Here is a 17,416-nt window from a genome sequence, read left to right as displayed (position 1 = left end):
GCGCCCCACGAGCGTCCGCTAGAAGGGATACTCCCGGGGCTCGCGCTGGATCGAGACCCACTTCGTCGTCGTCAGCTCCTCGAGGATGGACTCGCCGTTGTACCGTCCCAGTCCCGACTGTTTCACCCCGCCGAAGGGGACGTGGGGCTCGTCGTTGATCGGCTGGTCGTTGATGTGGACCATCCCGGTGTCGATCCCGTCGGCGATCCGCCGGGCCTGCTCGAGGTCCTCGCCGTGGACCGACCCCGACAGGCCGTGGATCGTGTCGTTGGCCAGCTCGATCGCCTCCTCGTCGTCGGCGTACGGGATCACGGGGGCGACGGGGCCGAAGTGTTCGTTGGACGCGGCGGCCGCGTCGTTGTCGACCCCCGAGAGGACCGTCGGCTCGACGATCAGCGAGTCGTCGACGCCGTCGATTGCGGCCGTCTCGCCGCCCGCCTCGAGGGTCGCGCCCGCCTCGACGGTCTCCGCGACGAGCTCGAGGATCTCGTCGCGCTGGCTCTCGTCGATGATCGGGCCGATAACCGTCTCCTCGTCGGTCGGGTCGCCCGTCGGCAGGCTCGCCGCGCGGTCGGCCAGCGCGTCGACGTACTCGTCGTAGACGTCCTCGTGGACGAGGTGACGGTTGATCGAGATGCAGGCCTGGCCCTGGTGGAGGAACGAGCCGAAGACGCCGCCGTCGACGGCTCGCTCGAGGTCGGCGCTCTCGGTGACGACGTGGACGTTGTTCCCGCCCAGTTCCAGCGCCGGCAACGCGTTGTTGCCCGCGGCCCGCTCGCCGACGCCCTGGCCGACCGGCGTCGACCCCGTAAAGGCGACGACGCGGGGAACGTCGTGACCCGCGATCGCGTCGCCGATCTCCGAGCCCCGGCCGGGGACGACGCTCAGCAGCCCCTCGGGGACGCCGGCTTCCTCGAAGAGCCGCGCGAGCAACAGGCCACCGGTGATCGGCGTGTTCGAGGCCGGTTTGAGGACGACGCCGTTGCCCGCGGCAAGCGCCGGCGCGACGGCCCGCATCGACAGGTGCAGCGGGAAGTTCCACGGCGAAATGACGCCGACGACGCCGACGGGTCGACGCTCGACGACGTTTTCCTTGCCCGGCGTGACCGACTCCGCGTGCTCGCCTTTCATCCGGAACGGGAAGCTCGCTGCCTCCTGCATCATCCCGCGGGCGGTCCGGATCTCGGCGTCGGCCTTGACGGGCGCGCTGCCGGACTCGACGGCGAGCAGCTCGGTGATCGCCTCGCGGTGCTCGCCGACGTACTCGAGGGCGGCCGTCACCAGTCCGGCCCGCCGCTGGGGTGGCTGCTCGGCCCATGACCGCTGGGCCTCGCGGGCCCGTTCGTACGCCCGGTCGACGTCGTCGGTCGTGCCGGCGGGAACACTCGCGATCTCCTCGCGCGTGTAGGGGTTCTCGACGGCGATCGACTCCCGGTCGCCGGGATCGACCCACTCGCCGCCGAGGTAGATCGCGTTCCAGCCCGCGTCGGGTGCCAGCGGAAGTTCGGTCGACATACGGCGGCCTAGTCCGGTAGCGCGGATAAGCGATTGACCCGCACCTGCAACGTCGCTGGCGGCTCGCCGTCAGCCACCGCCGACCGGTTCGCCGCCGTCCTCGAGGTACGCCGGCGGTACCCGGTCCGTCGTGTACGTCTCGCGGCCGCGTTTCGCGATCCGACGCTCGTCCGCGAGCATCCCCGCGGCGTCGACGACGAGCACGACGGGGTCGCTCGCGTGGCGCCGCCCGACGCGGCGGGCGACCTCGGGACTCGCCGAGAGGTGGACGTGCTGGCGGGACATCGGCCGCAGGCCCGACCCGCGGATCGACGCGAGGTTCGACGGGTCGGTGCCGTGGTAGAGCTCGTCGGGTACGGGCGCGTCGCTCGGCTCGAGGTCGATGTCGACGGAGTGGCCGTAGGCTGCACGGACGCGGTCGTCGCCGTCGCCGGCGGTTCGCTCGAATCGCCCCTTCGGATCGGTCGCGACCACGGCCGCGACGTGCTCGGGCCCCACCCAGTCGTACTTCTTCTCGACGGCGGCGACCAGCGCCTCGAGGCTGGCCCACCCTCGCTCGTCGAGTTCGAGGCCGGCGTCCTCGGGGAAGTGCCGCAGGGCGCCGCTCGCGTACGTCGAGAGGCGACGGCGTCGGGCCCCCGAGAGCAGTTCCGTCCCGCGGGCGTCACAGCGCGGACAGGTCCCGTCGTCGGTCGCGAACGGGCCGTGATCCGCACAGGTGCGAACTGGCTCCGTCACGGGAGCTAGTGAGCGCTCGAGGACGAAAAAACTCGCGCGCGGAGCTGCGCACTCTCGCGGGAGCGCCGGCTACTCGCCGGTTCGGAAGGACAGATCCAGCGCGGGCGCCGAGTGGGTCAGCGATCCCATCGAGATCGCGTCGACGCCCGTCGCGGCGTAGTCGGCGACGTCCTCGAGTCCGATCCCGCCGCTTGCCTCCGTCAGTACGTCCCCGCGGTCGGCGAGCAGGTCGACGCCCTCCCGGGTCTCCGCCGGAGACATGTTGTCGAGCAGGACGACGTCCGCGCCGGCGGAGACGGCCCGGGGCGCGTCCCTCGGCGACTCGACCTCGACCTCGATCTGCGTCGCGAACGAGGCGCGCTCCCGGAACCGCGAGACGGCGTCCTCGAGGCCCAGCTCGGCGACGTGGTTGTCCTTGACCATCACCATGTGCGAGCAGTCGAGGCGGTGGGTGTCGCCCCCGCCGGCGACGACGGCCCGCTTCTCGAGACCCCGCAGTCCGGGGGTCGTCTTTCGGGTCGCGGCGATCCGGACGTCGTCGGACTCCGTTCGAGCCTCGTCGACCGCCTTGCGGGTCCGGGTCGCGACGCCCGAGGCGTGCCCGACCAGGTTCACCGCGGCGCGCTCGCCCCGAAGGATCTCGCGCGCGGCCCCCGCGACGCGGAGGAGTTCGTCGCCGCGCTCGATCGACGCACCGGGCTCGACGGACCCGACGACCTCGACCCCGAGGTAGTCGAAAACCGTGCGGGCGGCCTCGAGTCCCGCCGTGACGCCGCTTTCCGTCGCGACGAGTCGGCCCGTCGTCTCGCCCGGGACCCGGTTGGTGACGTCGTGGTGGCCGAGGTCCTCCCGGAGCCAGCGCTCGGCCTGCGTGTCGGTGATCATCGGATCACCTCCGGGTCGGCGGTCGGCGAGTCCTCGCGGACGAGATGGTGACAGCCCCGCGATTCGGGGTTCTCGCCCGCGGCCCGCGCGATCAGCAGGGCGGTGACGCAGGCGTTCCGGAGCTCGTAGAGCTCGCGGGAGGTCCTGGTTCGGGTGTAGGCGTCGACCTCGCCCTTGAGCCGCCGGAGGACGGCGCTCGCGCGGGCGATCCCGTCGGGGTCGCGCTCGAGGCCGAGCCGTTCGGCCATCGTTCGCCGCAGCCGCGCGAACTTCTCGGCGGCGAACTGTTCGGGTAGCGCGGGGTCGCCGTCCCGAAGGGTCGGCGCCTCGAGGGCTTCGGGTTCCGCTCCGTTTTCGGCAGCGTCCTCGCCCGCCCGCAATCCCCAGACCAGCCCCTCGAGCAGGCTCGTGCTCGCCAGGCGGTTCGCACCGTGGACGCCCGTCCTGGCGCACTCGCCGACGGCGTACAGTCCCTCGAGGCTCGTTCGCCCGTAGTGGTCGACGTCGATCCCGCCACAGAGGAAGTGTTCGCAGGGCGCGACAGGAATCTCGTCGCCGTCGATCCCGCGGTCACGACAGTTCTCGGCGATGCCGGGGAATTCCTCCTCGAAACCGCCCTCGAGCGTCCGTACGTCCAGGACGACCTCGCCGGTCTCTTCGCGTTCGGTTTCGACCGCGCGGGCGACGACGTCTCGGGGTGCGAGTTCGGCGTCGGGGTGGTAGTCGTCCATGAATCGGTCGCCGTCCGCGTTCCGAAGAACGGCGCCCTCGCCTCGCAGCGCTTCCGACAGGAGAAACGGCTCCTCGCCCGCGTACGCGGTCGGGTGGAACTGTACGTACTCCAGATCCGCGACGTCGGCACCCGCGAGCGCGGCCATCGCGATCCCGTCTCCGGTAGCCCCGTCGGGGTTCGTCGAGCGCGGGTAGAGTGCACCGATTCCACCCGTCGCCAGCACCGTCGCCCCGGCGTAGACGGGTCGTCCGGTCGGGTCCTCGTCGGTGAGGACACCGTGGACGCGACCCTCGTGGGTAATCAGCTCGAGCGCGGCGGTGTCCTGTCGGACTTCGATGCGCTCGTGGTCGTCGACGTGGTTCAGGAACGGACGCAGGACGTGGCGCCCCGTCGCGGCGTCGACGTGGAGGATGCGTCGCTCGGAGTGGGCCGCCTCGCGGGCGTAGTCGAACGCGCCGTCCTCGCGTTCGTCGAAGCCGATTCCGAGGGCCTCGAGGAGGACGTCCTCGACGGCCGCGTCGGCCTCGCGGACGAGGACGTCGACGGCGTCGGGATCGGCGGTCCCGTCGCTGGCCGCGAGGACGTCGCGTTTCAGCGCCTCGGGGTCGCCGCGGGCGGTCGAGATGCCGCCCTGGGCCCGGTCGGTGCTGGCGTCTGCGGGGCGCTCGGCCTTCGTTATCAGACGGACGTCGGCGTCCTCGCGTGCGGCCTGCAGGGCGGCCGCACAGCCCGCGATGCCGCTGCCGACGACGAGGACGTCTGCGGTGTCGCGAGGAGGTGTCTCGGGCATGGTCGATCAGAGCTCCAGCATACGATCGAGGGCCAGTTCGGCCAGCTCCTTCTCCTCGGGGGCGACCTCGATCACGTTGCGCTCCCGGCCCGCGACGAGCTCCTCGAGGACCCACGCGAGGTAGTTGGGGTCGATCTGGCGCATGGCGTTGCAGTCCATGCAGGCGTCGCCACACAGCGGGACGACCTCGACCTCGGGGTACCAGCGCTGCAGGTGCTCGGCGAGGTGGATCTCGGTTCCGATCGCCCACGTCTCGCCGGGGTCGGCGTTCGCGACCGTCTCGCGGATCGTCGCCGTCGAGCCGACGACGTCGGCGGCCTCGACGACCTCGCGGCGACACTCGGGGTGGACGACCACGTTCGCGTCCGGGTACGCCTCCCGGACTCGCTCGACGTGAGCCTCGCTGAAGCGCTCGTGGACCTGGCAGTAGCCGTTCCAGAGGACGATGTCGCTCTCGGCGACCTCCTCGGCGTCCTTTCCTTCGGGATCCCACGGGTCCCACGTGACGGTTTCGTCGGCCATCCCCAGGCGGTGGGCCGTGTTCTCGCCGAGGTGTTTGTCGGGGAGAAAGAGGACCTTGTCGCCGCGCTCGAGGGCCCACTCGAAGGCCTCGCCGGCGTTCGAGGACGTACAGACCAGCCCGCCCTGGCTCGCGCAAAAGGCCTTCAGATCGGCGTAGGAGTTCATGTACGTTATCGGGACGATCTCGGCGTCGGGTGCGGCTGCCGTAATCTCTTCCCAGGCGGCGTCGACCTGCAGGGCCTCGGCCATTCCGGCCATCGGGCAGGACGCCTCCATCGACGGGAGGATTACCGTCTGGTCGTCGTCGGTGATGATGTCCGCGCTCTCGGCCATGAACGTCACGCCGCCGAAGATCACGTACTCGGCGTCGGCCGCGGCCGCCTCCCTCGAGAGCCCGTAGGAGTCCCCGACGACGTCGGCGTGCTCGACGATCTCCCGGCGCTGGTAGTTGTGCCCGAGGACGACGACGTCGTCGCCGAGGATCTCGAGCGCGCCCTCGATCCGCCTCGTTCGTTCGTCTTCCTCGAGTCCTCGATACTTCGACGGAAGCTGCTCGAGATGGTCGTATTTGAACAGACTCAGGTCGGTTTCGATCTCTGCGGATTCCATCCTTTCCATTCGTCTCCCTCGTGGCTAGTAGCCCACGGTAGCTACTATTGAATAAATTTTCCCTTCGATACTACAGTATGGTCAGGTAATACTGATTGGTCGCCGAATAGAACGACACTTACCGCTCATTCTGACGCGAAAGCCGATTCGATTAGAAGAGAGTCCGATTATCGTAATGTGTTTCCGTACCGTTCCGGCCCGGACGGCGGATACGGGAATCGAGGACGCGTTCGCGGATATCGACCGCCGGGACTGGCAGCGCGGCCCGACGCGTCGCGGCTCGATTCCACCCCGGCCGACGGCGCGCTGATCGGCCTCGAGAGCTACCCGCCGAACGCCGTTCGGTTCCTGACAGGACGCGATCCAACCGTCGTCGACGCGCGGACTCGCTCGAGCGGAGAATCCGTCGATCGGGTCGACGAGCACGCCGCCTTCCGGCTCGAGTTTCCGACGAGGGCGACGGCGAGGACCGGGCGAGCGAACGGACGGGTTCCGTGCCCGCTCGACGGACCCGTCGAACCCGCTGCCGCGTCGGCCTCGAGTCTCCGTCCGGAGCCCCGATCCGCAGCTACGACGGCGCGAGCGACTCGATCGTTAGCTCGGCGATCTCGTCGGAGGCGGGCTCGGGGACGACGACGATCGGGTAGTCGATGACAGTGTCGGCGACGAGGGACTCGAGGCGATCGCGGGCGTCCGCGGGCGTTCCCGCCACGCCGAGGTCGGCGATCATCTCGTCGGTGACGGCGTCCGCGGCCGCCCCCCGCTTTCCCTCCCGCCACGCCTCGGCGATCCGCGCCGCCTCGTCGGGGTACGCCGAGCCGACGGCCCGTCGGTATCCCTCGCCGCTGCCGACGTAGTAGGCGAGGTGGCCGCGGATCGCGTCCCGGGCCGCCTCGAGGTCCTCGCTGACGGCCGCGGGGACGTACGGCGCGACCGTGATCTCCTCGGGATCGCGGTCCCGCTCCCGGGCCGCCTCCGCGACCTCCTCGAAGGCGTCCTCGAGCCGCGAGAAGGGGATGTTGTGCGGGATCCAGCCGTCGGCGAGCCGACCGACGACCCGTCGGTTCGCCGGCCCCAGCCCGGCGTGGTAGATCGGCGTCGGCGCCTCGAGCGACGGGAACTCGCTCGCCGCGAGCAGTTCGCCGTCGTAGTCGACCCGCCCTTCCCCCGCGGTGAACGCGCGGACGAGTTCGATCGTCTCGTGGGCGCGACGTACGGGACGGTCGAAGTTCTCGCCGTGGAGGTCCTCGACGGACGTCCGCGTGCTCGTGCCGACCCCGAGCGTGAACCGGCCGTCCGAGACCCGCTGCAGCGAGGCCGCGGTCATCGCGAGGACGGCCGGCGAGCGCGAGTAGACGTTCAGGATCGCCGATGCGATCCCGAGCTCGTCGGTTCGGGTCGCGATCTCGGTCGCCCGGACGACGCCGCTCTCGCCCCACAGCTCGGGCAGCCAGACGTCGTCGTAGCCCAGTTCCTCGGCGCGGACGGCGACGTCGGCCTCCGAGAGCTCGTCGGTGCTCGTCGTCAGCAGTCCCGTGTCCATGGGCGACCCGACGACGGGCGGGGACAAAAGCGTCGGTGCCGCCCTGCACTCGAGCTCGCGCGGCGTCGTCCCGTCGGGCTCAGAACGACGCGCAGGATCGCCGACAGAGAGCACCACCGGTATGGCTCTCGAAGTGAGGAGTTCCGGCCCTTCAGTTCTCGAAGACGACCTCGCCGTCGACCACCGTCGTCGCCACGTCGATCTCGTCGATTCGGCCCGGCTGCGCCCACGGCGAGTCCTCGAGCACCACCAGATCCGCGCGCGTGCCGACCTCGAGCGTTCCCAGCCGATCTTCGTCGAAGCCGGCGTAGGCCCCGCCCCGGGTGTAGGCACGGATCGCCTCGGCGACCGAGAGCCGCTGGGCTTCGGTCGGCGCGTTCACCGCGTGGTGGATCCCCAGCAGCGGGTCGAGGGGCATACAGTCCGAGCCGAAGGCGAGGTCGATTCCGCGCTCGAGCACGTCCCGGAAGCGGTTCATCTGCTTCCGACGCTCGGCGCCGAGTCGCTGATCGTAGAGCCCGCCTTCCCCGGCCCACTGGTGGAAGTTCGGTTGCATCGAGGCGACGATCCCCGATTCGGCGAGTCGCTCGAGGTGGTCGTCGGTCGCCAGCTCGACGTGCTCGATCCGGTGGCGCGAGCCCGCGGGGTCGTCGGTGGCCTCGAGCGCCGAGAGGGTCTCCTCGATCGCCTCGTCGCCGATGGCGTGGGCGGTCACCTGGAAGCCCGCGCCGTCGGCCTGCTCGACGATTCCCTCGAGTTCGTCGGGCGCGACGACCCATTCTCCGTCGTCTTCGGGGTTGGGCTCCGCCTCGCTCCCGTCGGGCTCGTAGGGCTCGAACAGCTTCGCCGTCCGCGCGCCGATGCTGCCGTCGGTGTAGGTCTTGATCGCGCCCGTCCGCACCCGGTCGCCGCCCGCGTTCGTCGCGAGTCCGACCTTGATCGCGCTCTCGAGGTGGTCGGCCCAGTAGTTGATCCGCACCCGTACCGGCAACTCGCCTGCGGCCGCGAGGTCGCGGTAGACCCGCGGCGAGCGGGAGTTGCGAACCATGTCGTGGACGGCCGTCACGCCCGTCGCGGCCGCGCGCTCGAGGCCCGCCGCGACCAGCTCCCGGGTCTCGTCGTAGCCGGGGGCGATGTGCTCGCGGACCCGCTCGGCGGCGTCCTCGACGACGACCCCGGTCGGCTCCCCGTCCGCGCGGCGAACGTCGTCCTCGGGGAGTTCGTCGGCGAGTTCCTCGAGGGCGACCGAGTTCAGCGACGCGGCGTGCATGTCGACCCGCAGGGCGACGACGGGGCGGTTCTCGCTCACCCGATCGAGCTGTTCGCGGGTGAGGTACGCTCCGTCGCCGTCCCACTCGCTCTCGTCGTAGCCGAAGCCCTGTACCCACCCGGACTCGGTCTCCGCCTCTCGCTCGGCGAGGCGCTCGAGACACGCCGCGGCGTCGTCGGCGCCCGAGAGGTCGGCGTGAACCAGGTACCGGCCCGCGTTCTCGACGTGGGTGTGGGCGTCGATAAAGCCCGGGAGGACGACCCGCCCCCCGCAGTCGATTCGCTCGGTCTCGACGCCCTCGAGGAACTCGATCTCGTACGCGTCGCCGACGCGGACGACCTCGCCGTCCCGGACGGCCAGGGCCTCCTCGGAGTCGGGTTCCCCGTCGTCCTCGCCCGCGAGCGTGTGTATCCGCGCGTTCGTCACCACCAGATCTGCGGCCTCGGTCATGGGTAAGATCCCACACGCGAGGACGAAAACGGTAGTGGTCCCCGTCTCGCGGACGGTCCGCGAATCGCGTCGTATCCGGCCAAAAACTAGTACTGTCCCCGAAACGAAGACGCCCGCATGTCGAGCCGAGAGAACCGGGCGATCCTGGCCGCGTTCGGGCTGTTCGTGCTCGCCCTCGCCGGACTCTCCGTCCTCGAGGAGCGGTGGGGACACGCCGCGACGGAGTCGCCCGTAGTGGAGCTTCTCGTGTTGGTCGGGATCCCGATCGTCCTCCCACAGCTGTACCTCGCGCGGACCGACGGCGAGATCCCGACTCGGTCCAGACTCTGGCTCGTCGCGGGCGTTTCGGGGTTGTACGCGCTCCAGGCCGAGGGCGCCGCGGGCCGCTCTCGGGACCTGCTCGTGCTGGGGGTCGCCGGGGCCGCGCTCGCCCTGGCGTTCTGGTACGAGGCCCGCGGGGCCTACCGGCGATCAGTCGGCGACGAGGACGCGACCGACGCTTCGAGAGTGGAGTCGCCGTGACGATCAGCAATCCTTAGGACCGGGCCGCGTGTTGGCCCCACCATGACAGATCCCGCGTCTCTCGCCGACAGGGTCCAGGAGGGGGAGCTTCGCATCCACGAACTCGAGGACGAGGCCGACTTCGACGCCGCAGCGGAGGCCCGCCGCTTGCTCCTCGAGCGCGAGACCGACGCCGACCTCGAGACGATCGGCGACTACGTGTTCCCGGCCGAACGGGCGGAGCCGAACATCGAGAACATGATCGGCGCGACCCAGGTTCCCATGGGCGTCGTCGGCCCCGTCGCCGTCTCGGGGGGCGCCGTCGACGGCGAGCGCTACCTGCCGCTGGCGACCACCGAGGGTGCCTTGTTGGCGTCGGTCAACCGCGGCCTCTCGGCCATCCGCTCGGCGGGCGGCGCCGACGCCCGCGTCACGAAAAACGGGATGACCCGCGCCCCCGTGTTTCGGGTCGACGGCGTCGCCGAGGCCGCCGAGACCGTCGAGTGGGTCGAGGAGAATCTCGAGGCGCTTCGCGATGCGGCGGAGTCCACGACGAGTCACGGCGAGTTGCTCGGGGTCGAACCGTACGTCGTCGGCGACTCGGTCTACCTGCGATTCGCCTACGACACGAAGGACGCGATGGGGATGAACATGGCCACGATCGCGACGGAAGCGGCCTGCGAGGTCGTCGAGAGCGAGACGCCGGCCTCGCTGGTCGCGCTCTCGGGGAACCTCTGCTCCGATAAGAAGCCCGCAGCGATCAACGCCGTCGAGGGGCGCGGGCGGTCCGTCACCGCGGACGTCGTCATTCCCGGCGAACTCGTCGAAGACCGTCTCCACACCACCGCCGAGGCCGTCGTCGAGGCAAACACCCGAAAGAACCTCGTGGGCAGCGCCAAGGCCGGCAGCCTGGGTTTCAACGCCCACGCCGCCAACGTCGTCGGCGCCGCGTTCCTCGCGACGGGACAGGACGAGGCCCAGGTCGTCGAGGGCGCGAACGCGATCACGACGATGGACGCCCGGAACGCGGACGACGGTGCGACTGACCTCTACGCCTCCGTCTCGCTGGCCTCCCTCGAGGTCGGTACCGTCGGCGGGGGAACCAAGCTGCCCACCCAGTCGGAGGCCCTCGACGTCCTCGGGCTCCGGGGCGGGGGCGATCCCGCGGGCTCGAACGCCGACGCCCTGGCCGAAATCATCGCCGTCGCCGCGCTGGCGGGCGAGCTTTCCCTGCTCGCGGCGCTGGCGTCGAACCACCTCGCGAGCGCCCACGAGGACCTCGGACGGTAGCCTCGGCGTCCGAACCGTCCGATCGAAGCGACGGCGGCGAGACGGTCGGTTCGCGTCCGAGAAGATGCTCGGGGATTGGTGTGTGATACCACACCACTAATAGGGCGGAACGCGAACGTGAGGAGAGGTGGATCGCATGGCTACAGATCCGTTGCGCGTGATCATCGTCGGCGGCGGACGCGTCGGCTACCGCGCGGGCCGGCTGCTCGACGGCTACGGCCACGAGGTGGTCGTGATCGAGCGGGATCCGTCCCGCTGTGCGGAGATCGACGACCACTTTCCAACCGTGATCGAGGCCGACGCGACGTTACCGCCCGTGCTCCGGGAGGCCGACCCGGAAGCCAGCGACGTGATCGCCGCGCTCACCGAGGACGGCGCGACGAATCTGGCGGTCTGTTTGGCCGCCCGGCGGATGAACGAGTCGATCTATACGGTGTTGCGGACCGACACCGAGTCCAGACACGAGTACGGCGAACTGGTCGACAGCGTCGTCTACCCCGAGGCGGCCGGCGCTCGGCTCATCGCGAACGAGATCGTCGGCAACGCGCCCCGCGTGTTCAACGCCGTGACCGGCGATATCGAGATCGTCCGGGTGGAGGTAGGGACCGACGCCCCGCTGGCCGGAGAGACCCTCGCCGACGTACCCCTCCCCGACGGCTGTCTCGTCATTACCGACGCCGACGCGAGTACCGTCGCCGGAGCCGAGACCGTCCTCGAGCCGGGTTGCCAGTACATCGTCGCCGTCGATCCCGACGACTTCGGCGAGGTCGTCGAACTCCTCTCGGGAACGGTCAGGACGGTCGGCGGTGGCCCCTGAGGCGACGATCAGCGGGCGGGACGGGCTATCCGGCAGCGATCGTTCTCGAGCCCGAACCGTCGTGGTCGCGACGGAGCCGCCTCCCGGCAGCGAGCGAGGGGTACCCGCAGCACCGCGCTCAGAGTCGTCGGTACCGCCCGCGGCTCTCGCTGACCTCGCCGCGTCTGGTCAGTTTCTCGAGCGCGTCCCGAACGTACTCGGCAGACACCCCGTGCTCGCCCGCGTAGTCGGCGACCTCCTCGGCGGTCGGGCGCTCGAGCTCCGCGAGCGCGCGCTCGACGATCTCCTTGTTGCTGCCGCTGTTCGTCGTTCCTCGAGGATCGCGCTCGCCCGCGGCCGCGAGTTCGTCCGCGTCGAGCCCCGATTCCTCGAGGTAGGTCTCGTCGTCGACGACGCCGTCGGCGACCTCCCCGTCGAGCTCCGCGAAGGAATCCAGCTTCGCGAAGGCCTCGCCCTCCCCCTGGCGGTTGGCCAGCATCGAGGCGCGGACGTCGCGGGCGTGGTCGGCGTCGTCGGTCTCGACGAACTTCTTGCGCCGCTCGTAGGGCTTCCGTGAGCCACAGCGGGGACACTGCGTGGTCTCGGAGCGGCCCTCGATCATCCAGAGGTGCGAGCACTCGCTGCAGCCGACGACGGCGTACATGCTAGCTCGAGGTGGGACGGCCCCGTAGTTCAAGGTTCGGCACGCGCGGTGAAAGTGGTCCGCGAGGCGTAGTACTATTAGCACCGCCCTCGCCTCTCGGAACGTATGGAACGCGTTTCCCTGTCCGACCTCGAGACCTCGGAGGCTGCCGACGGCGTCCGCCTCGCGCTGATGGCCGGCGCCGAGGAGATGAACGTCCAGCACTTCGAGATCGAACCCGGCGCGACCGTCGAGGAACACAGTCACCCCCACGAACAGACGGGCTTTATTTACGAGGGCGAGTTGACGTTCCGGAGCGACGGGGACGAAGTCGTCTGTCGCCCCGGCGACTCCTACGCGATCCCGGGCGAGCAGCCCCACGCCGCCGAGAACCGCGGCGACGAGACGGTTCGGGGCGTCGACATCTTCAGCCCGCCCCGCGAGAACCCGACCTGGCAGGACTGACGACGCGACCGTCCCGTCCCGTTCCCTGCCGGCCGTCCACCGACGAATACCACGGAGTTATATCCCTCTCAGCGCAAGGATGACCGATGGGAACGGAGACGCGATCGTCGGATCGGTGGGGAATCGGGCGCGTGATCGGCTACCTCGAGCGGCTGGGGCCGACCTGGCTCGCGGGCGCGATCGCCGCGGGGCCGGCGACGATGGTCAGCCTGCTCGTCGCGGGCGCGAGCTTCGGCTACGCGCTGCTGTGGGTCGTCGTCCTCTCGGCGATCCTGGGGACCGTCGGCCAGTACCTCGCGATGCGACTGGGCCTGCTCACCGAGGCGGGGGTCGTCGCCGTCGTCGAGGACAGCCTGGGCTCCGGCTGGGCCTGGGTGCTCGTGATCGACGCCGTCCTCGCGGCCGGGCTCGCACAGCTGGTGATTATGAAGACGCTGGCCGAGGTCAGCGCGACGATCGTCGGCACGGCGGGCGTCGCCGCCCTGGCCGACCCCCGACTCTGGGGCGTCGCCTGGGCGCTCGTCCTCGCGCTGGGGCTCGCGGGCGGGGGCTACCGTATTGCGGAACTCGGTGCGAAGCTGCTCGTCTCGCTCGTGGTGCTCGCGTTCGTCGCCTCGGCCGTTGTCGTCCCGATCGACCCGGCCGAGGCCGCAACCGGACTGGTTCCCTCGATGCCGGCCGACGTCGGCGGGGCGGTCGTCGCCGCGGGCGTCCTCGGCGGTGCGGTCCACATCACGCTGCTGACGATGCAAGGCTACACGATGCGGGCCCGCGGCTGGACCGAGCGCGACCGCGGGATCGCCCGGTTCGACGTCGTCAGCTCGATGCTCGTCGCCTTCGGGATCTTCAGCCTCGCGGTCTTTCTGGTCGCGGCGAGCGTGCTGCCGGGGGTCGTCGACCCCGCGACGATCGACGAGATCCAGGCCGCGCGGGCGCTCGGCCCGATCGCGGGCGAACACGCGACCTGGCTGTTCCTGCTGGGGCTGTGGGGCGCCGCGGTCTCGACGCTGGGCGGGAACACGATCGTCCCGCCGTACCTGCTGGCCGACAAGCTCGGCTGGGAACAGTCCGTCGACGACCCGCGCTACCGGGGCGCGCTCGTCGCCGTCGCGCTCGCCTCGGCGGTCGGCGCGTTCCTCGAGGGCGCCTTCTTCGAACTGCTCGTGCTCGTGCTCGCCTTCGGTCTCGTCGGGACCCCCTTCGCGCTCGCGGCCATCCTCGTCTTGCTGAACGATTCCGCCGTCGTCGGCGAGACGAACTCGTTCCTCGAGAACGTCGGCGGGCTCGCCCTCTTTGCGATCGCGGTCGTACTGGCGGTCGAGTTCGTCCTCGAGGAGCTGCCGGCGGCGTCTGCGGGCGACCCGACCGCGCTGTTCGTCGTCGCCTTCGCCGCGGCGATGGCGCTGGCGATCGTCGGGCTCGTCTGGACTGCGGTTCGGGACCGATTCCGCGCCTGTTCGGGGTAGCGACGGGGCCGCTCACAGCTACAGCTCCTTTCGCATCCGCACGTGGGGAATGCCGGCCTCCTCGAACGTCTCGCCGTATCGGTCGTACTCCAGATCCGCGTAGAAGTCGGCCGCGTGGCTCTGGGAGTGGAGTTTCAGCTCGTCGAACCCGTCCGCTCGCGCCCGTTCCTCGAGACGGGCCATCAGCTCCCGGCCAATCCCTTCCTCGCGTCGGTCCGCGAGGACGGCCACGCGCTCGACCTTGCCGATGCCGTCATCGAGTTCGCGCAGCCGCGCGGCCCCGACGGGCTCGCTCCCGTCGTAGGCGACGAAGTGGACGGCCTCGGAGTCGTGGTCGTCGTACTCGAGGTCCTCGTCGACGCCCTGTTCCTCGACGAACACCGCGTGGCGAACGGCGAGGGCGTCCTCGCGCTCGGCGTCGGACTCGACGACGCGGGTCTCGATCATGGGCGGCGGGTACGGCGACGCGACTCGAGAGCGTTACGGTAGACGCCTCGACGGATCGCGGCCGACGATCGCCAGCGGCTACAGCTCCGCCAGCCTCGCGAGGGCCTCCTCGATCGTCACGATCGCGAGGTCGTGCTCGAGGGCGGCCTCGACGGTGTAGCGGAGTCGCTCCTCGGTGAGAGTGTCGTACTGGGTGTGGGCGCCGACGATCGCGAGGACCGATTCGTCGGCCGCAGTGCGCATGAACGCGTCGATCTCGTTCTCGCTGGCCTTGTCGGTCTCGACGTACATCCGCCGCATCGCCGTCGGATCCAGCCCCGCCAGCTCGTTGTGGCCGCCGCCGTAGCGGTGGTTCGCGACCGCGGGGTAGCGCTCGCGGACGACGTCCTCGGCGAGACCGTCGTACCGCCCGTACGGGTAGACGAAGCCCGTCACGTCCAGCCCCCACGACTCGAGGCGGTCGTCCGTTCGCTCGAGGACCTCGCGCATGAGCGACTCGGGATACCGAACGTAGCCCGACGAGCCGACGGTCTCGGCGAGGGGCGCCTCGAGTTCGACGTACTCCCCGCTCGAGTCGCTACCCCGGCCGACGGCGGTCGCGGTGGTCTCGGTCTCCTCGTCGAAGATCACGAGGGGGTCGCCCTCGACGGCGCCGTGGCGGTTCGCCTCGACGTAGAGTCGGGCGTCGCCCTCGCGGGCGGGCTCGGTCAGGCCGATGTGGCCGAGCGCGCGGTGGCGGTAGGTGTGGGACAGGACCCCCCAGCCGTCGTCCTGCATCTCCCGGAGCTGGGCNGGGCTCGGTCAGGCCGATGTGGCCGAGCGCGCGGTGGCGGTAGGTGTGGGACAGGACCCCCCAGCCGTCGTCCTGCATCTCCCGGAGCTGGGCGGGCTCGAGGTACGCGTCGTCCGTTCCCATCAGTCCCGGACAGGCCGCGGTACAGCCGGGAACGTCGTACTCGCGGTGGACCTCGTAGGCGAGCGTGTAGTCCTCGATCGGACTGTCGTCGTACGTGAAGACGACCGCGCCCTCGCGGTTCGCCAGGTCGCGTTCCGCGCCGCCAGCCTCCGTCTCGGTCTCTGCGGGTTCGTTCGGCTCGTCCTCGCGCGAGGAGCCGTCCCGACCGTTCGCACCGCGGTCCCCGAAGCGGGAGATACCGTAGGGAGTCGCGACGCCCGCGAGCGCGACCCCGGTCGCCGAGAGCAGGCTTCGTCGCCGCATCTATCGATCACCGCCGACCGTCCCTCGCCGCACACCACCCGACCGAGAGTTATTTCGGTAACCATCACGCTTAGTTGCTTCTCCCATCAACATGTATTTAACATCAGTTCCTTCGCTCATCGACCGGCATAAGCTTTCAGCTAGATCGGAGGCACCGCGACTCCGACTCCGATCTCTGGCGAGCCGAGCGGAGGGTGCCTGCACGGTTCCGGACGACCGCCGGCGGAGTCTGATCTCGGCGAATCCGTCCGCCCGGAGGGCGCTGCGGTGACCGGGCGGTCGATCGCGACGGTCCGTCCTACCGGCGTTCGAGTTCGGCCAGCGCCTTCCCCATCGTGACGATCGCGAGGTCTCGCTCGAGGGCGGTCTCGATGGTGTAGCGAAGCCGATCCTCGGTGAGGGTGCCGTACTGGGAGTGACCGCCGACGATCGCGAGGACGTCCTCCTCGGCGGCCGTGTCCATGAACGCGTCGACGTCGTCCTGGGTGGCCTTGTCGGTCTCGACGTACATCCGCCGCATCGCCGTTGGATCCAGCCCCGCCAGCTCGTTGTGCCCGCCGCCGTAGCGGTGATTCGCGACCGCGGGGTAGCGCTCGCGGACGATCTCCTCGGCGAGACCCTCGGACAGTCCGTACGGATAGACGAAACCCGTCACGTCCAGCCCCCACGACTCGAGGCGGGCGTCGGTCTTCTCGAGGATCTCGCGCATGAACGACCCGGGATACCTGACGTACCCCGACTGGCCGACGGTCTCGGCGATCGGCTCCGCGAGTTCGACGTACTGCCCGACCGAATCGCTGCCCCGTCCGGCGACCGTCGCGGTCGTCTCGGTCCCCTCGTCGAAGACCACGAGCGGGTCGTCCNGGGCTCGGTCAGGCCGATGTGGCCGAGCGCGCGGTGGCGGTAGGTGTGGGACAGGACCCCCCAGCCGTCGTCCTGCATCTCCCGGAGCTGGGCAGGATCGAGGGACGCGTCTCGCTCCGCCATGTGGCCGGGACAGGCCGCCGTACAACCGGGAACGCCGTACTCCCGGTGGACCTCGTAGGTGAGCGTGTAGTCCTCGAGCGGGCTGTCGTCGTACGTGAACACGACCATCCCCTCNCGGGAACGCCGTACTCCCGGTGGACCTCGTAGGTGAGCGTGTAGTCCTCGAGCGGGCTGTCGTCGTACGTGAACACGACCATCCCCTCGCTGTCCTCGAGGATCGATTCCTCCCCTTCCTCGCGACCGGTCTCGTTGCCCCTCTCCGTCTCGTCTGGGCCGTCTTCGTCGGGCGGTCTCGAACCGGTGCCGTGGCCGCGCTCGGTCGAGTCCCGCTCTCGCCGACCGCGGTCCGATTCGTCGTCGCTTCGTCCCGTCAGTCCGTACGCGCCGATCGCGGCCGGAACGCCGGCGATGAGAACTCGTCGGCGGCGCACTCTACCGCGCCTCCCCAGTCGAACACCGGCGAGTTCGACAGCCAGTCGAACTGCCACGGACGTTGCGGACGGCGCTTTCGATCCGTTTGTCCGCACGCGAACTGCAGTGCCTGCCA

At 70.2% G+C, this 17,416-nt stretch carries 18 protein-coding genes and 2 pseudogenes; 7 read left to right on the top strand and 13 right to left on the bottom strand.

The features are described from left to right. Nucleotides 1-18: 18 nt before the first annotated feature. The 5 genes from C492_RS21525 to nadA all read right to left on the bottom strand — a co-directional run bounded on the left by C492_RS21525 (nucleotide 19) and on the right by nadA (nucleotide 5,801). On the bottom strand, nucleotides 19-1,515 hold the full coding sequence (locus C492_RS21525) for an aldehyde dehydrogenase family protein (protein ID WP_008427545.1): 1,497 nt from the start codon (nucleotides 1,513-1,515) through the stop codon (nucleotides 19-21). Between the two features lie 69 nt (nucleotides 1,516-1,584). Next, complete coding sequence (locus C492_RS21520) at nucleotides 1,585-2,253, bottom strand: RNA 2'-phosphotransferase (protein WP_008427544.1); 669 nt, start codon at nucleotides 2,251-2,253, stop codon at nucleotides 1,585-1,587. A gap of 69 nt (nucleotides 2,254-2,322) precedes the next feature. Next, the gene (gene nadC / locus C492_RS21515) at nucleotides 2,323-3,138 is read right to left on the bottom strand and encodes a carboxylating nicotinate-nucleotide diphosphorylase (RefSeq protein ID WP_008427543.1); all 816 of its coding nucleotides are present in this window, start codon (nucleotides 3,136-3,138) and stop codon (nucleotides 2,323-2,325) included. Continuing rightward, nucleotides 3,135-4,661, bottom strand: a complete 1,527-nt coding sequence (locus tag C492_RS21510) for an L-aspartate oxidase (RefSeq protein ID WP_008427542.1) — start codon at nucleotides 4,659-4,661, stop codon at nucleotides 3,135-3,137. Before C492_RS21510 ends, nadC begins: the two co-directional genes overlap by 4 nt. A 6-nt stretch (nucleotides 4,662-4,667) precedes the next feature. Next, on the bottom strand, nucleotides 4,668-5,801 hold the full coding sequence (nadA, locus tag C492_RS21505; protein ID WP_008427541.1) for a quinolinate synthase NadA: 1,134 nt from the start codon (nucleotides 5,799-5,801) through the stop codon (nucleotides 4,668-4,670). Nucleotides 5,802-5,967: 166 nt separating this feature from the next. Here nadA and C492_RS25650 point away from each other — a divergent pair, with 166 nt between their 5' ends. Both C492_RS25650 and C492_RS25975 read left to right on the top strand, forming a co-directional pair. Beyond that, complete coding sequence (locus C492_RS25650) at nucleotides 5,968-6,102, top strand: hypothetical protein (protein WP_275040367.1); 135 nt, start codon at nucleotides 5,968-5,970, stop codon at nucleotides 6,100-6,102. After that, nucleotides 6,045-6,446, top strand: coding sequence for a hypothetical protein (locus C492_RS25975; protein WP_394295484.1), 402 nt, complete (start codon nucleotides 6,045-6,047; stop codon nucleotides 6,444-6,446). The genes C492_RS25650 and C492_RS25975 overlap by 58 nt, the downstream gene beginning before the upstream one ends. Here C492_RS25975 and C492_RS21500 read toward each other — a convergent pair. Both C492_RS21500 and C492_RS21495 read right to left on the bottom strand, forming a co-directional pair. Continuing rightward, on the bottom strand, nucleotides 6,361-7,335 hold the full coding sequence (locus tag C492_RS21500) for an LLM class flavin-dependent oxidoreductase (protein ID WP_008427540.1): 975 nt from the start codon (nucleotides 7,333-7,335) through the stop codon (nucleotides 6,361-6,363). The two genes, C492_RS25975 and C492_RS21500, sit on opposite strands and share 86 nt — an antisense overlap. A 151-nt stretch (nucleotides 7,336-7,486) precedes the next feature. Beyond that, entirely contained in the window at nucleotides 7,487-9,055 is a 1,569-nt protein-coding gene (locus tag C492_RS21495) for an amidohydrolase (protein ID WP_008427539.1), read from the bottom strand. 117 nt (nucleotides 9,056-9,172) lie between these two features. On the opposite strand from C492_RS21495, the gene C492_RS21490 reads away from it, so the two are divergent. From C492_RS21490 to C492_RS21480, 3 genes are all read left to right on the top strand, one after another. After that, nucleotides 9,173-9,577 carry a hypothetical protein gene (locus C492_RS21490; protein ID WP_008427538.1) on the top strand — a complete coding sequence of 135 codons (405 nt, stop codon included), beginning with the start codon at nucleotides 9,173-9,175 and terminating at the stop codon, nucleotides 9,575-9,577. Between the two features lie 42 nt (nucleotides 9,578-9,619). Continuing rightward, nucleotides 9,620-10,846 (top strand): hydroxymethylglutaryl-CoA reductase (NADPH), encoded by a 1,227-nt coding sequence (gene hmgA, locus C492_RS21485; protein WP_008427536.1) that lies wholly within the window; start codon nucleotides 9,620-9,622, stop codon nucleotides 10,844-10,846. Between the two features lie 136 nt (nucleotides 10,847-10,982). Next, nucleotides 10,983-11,663 carry a potassium channel family protein gene (locus C492_RS21480; RefSeq protein WP_049893235.1) on the top strand — a complete coding sequence of 227 codons (681 nt, stop codon included), beginning with the start codon at nucleotides 10,983-10,985 and terminating at the stop codon, nucleotides 11,661-11,663. A 118-nt stretch (nucleotides 11,664-11,781) separates the two neighbouring features. Here the strand turns inward: C492_RS21480 and C492_RS21475 are convergent, their stop codons facing one another. Further along, nucleotides 11,782-12,306 carry a DUF5817 domain-containing protein gene (locus C492_RS21475; RefSeq protein ID WP_008427534.1) on the bottom strand — a complete coding sequence of 175 codons (525 nt, stop codon included), beginning with the start codon at nucleotides 12,304-12,306 and terminating at the stop codon, nucleotides 11,782-11,784. 105 nt (nucleotides 12,307-12,411) lie between these two features. On the opposite strand from C492_RS21475, the gene C492_RS21470 reads away from it, so the two are divergent. Together C492_RS21470 and C492_RS21465 are read left to right on the top strand one after the other, a co-directional pair. Continuing rightward, on the top strand, nucleotides 12,412-12,750 hold the full coding sequence (locus tag C492_RS21470; protein ID WP_008427533.1) for a cupin domain-containing protein: 339 nt from the start codon (nucleotides 12,412-12,414) through the stop codon (nucleotides 12,748-12,750). An 86-nt stretch (nucleotides 12,751-12,836) separates the two neighbouring features. Beyond that, complete coding sequence (locus C492_RS21465) at nucleotides 12,837-14,216, top strand: NRAMP family divalent metal transporter (RefSeq protein WP_008427532.1); 1,380 nt, start codon at nucleotides 12,837-12,839, stop codon at nucleotides 14,214-14,216. Between the two features lie 18 nt (nucleotides 14,217-14,234). Here C492_RS21465 and C492_RS21460 read toward each other — a convergent pair whose 3' ends face one another. The 5 genes and pseudogenes from C492_RS21460 to C492_RS25460 form a co-directional block, all read right to left on the bottom strand. Continuing rightward, complete coding sequence (locus C492_RS21460; RefSeq protein ID WP_008427531.1) at nucleotides 14,235-14,663, bottom strand: GNAT family N-acetyltransferase; 429 nt, start codon at nucleotides 14,661-14,663, stop codon at nucleotides 14,235-14,237. 78 nt (nucleotides 14,664-14,741) lie between these two features. After that, a complete protein-coding gene (locus C492_RS26105; RefSeq protein ID WP_449289512.1) occupies nucleotides 14,742-15,440 on the bottom strand; it encodes a polysaccharide deacetylase family protein in 699 nt (232 codons plus the stop codon). 97 nt (nucleotides 15,441-15,537) lie between these two features. Then, a pseudogene (locus C492_RS26100) lies at nucleotides 15,538-15,882 on the bottom strand (polysaccharide deacetylase family protein); the annotation flags it as partial. Nucleotides 15,883-16,180: 298 nt separating this feature from the next. Beyond that, on the bottom strand, nucleotides 16,181-16,732 hold the full coding sequence (locus C492_RS21450; protein ID WP_239643469.1) for a hypothetical protein: 552 nt from the start codon (nucleotides 16,730-16,732) through the stop codon (nucleotides 16,181-16,183). A 95-nt stretch (nucleotides 16,733-16,827) separates the two neighbouring features. Further along, nucleotides 16,828-16,977: pseudogene (locus C492_RS25460) on the bottom strand (polysaccharide deacetylase family protein); the annotation flags it as partial. Nucleotides 16,978-17,416: the final 439 nt, after the last annotated feature.

It is taken from the genome of Natronococcus jeotgali DSM 18795 (assembly GCF_000337695.1).
Classification (GTDB): Archaea; Halobacteriota; Halobacteria; order Halobacteriales; family Natrialbaceae; genus Natronococcus; species Natronococcus jeotgali.
The sequence above is the reverse complement of the archived record's forward strand: the minus strand, read 5'-3'. Positions and strand labels throughout refer to the sequence as shown.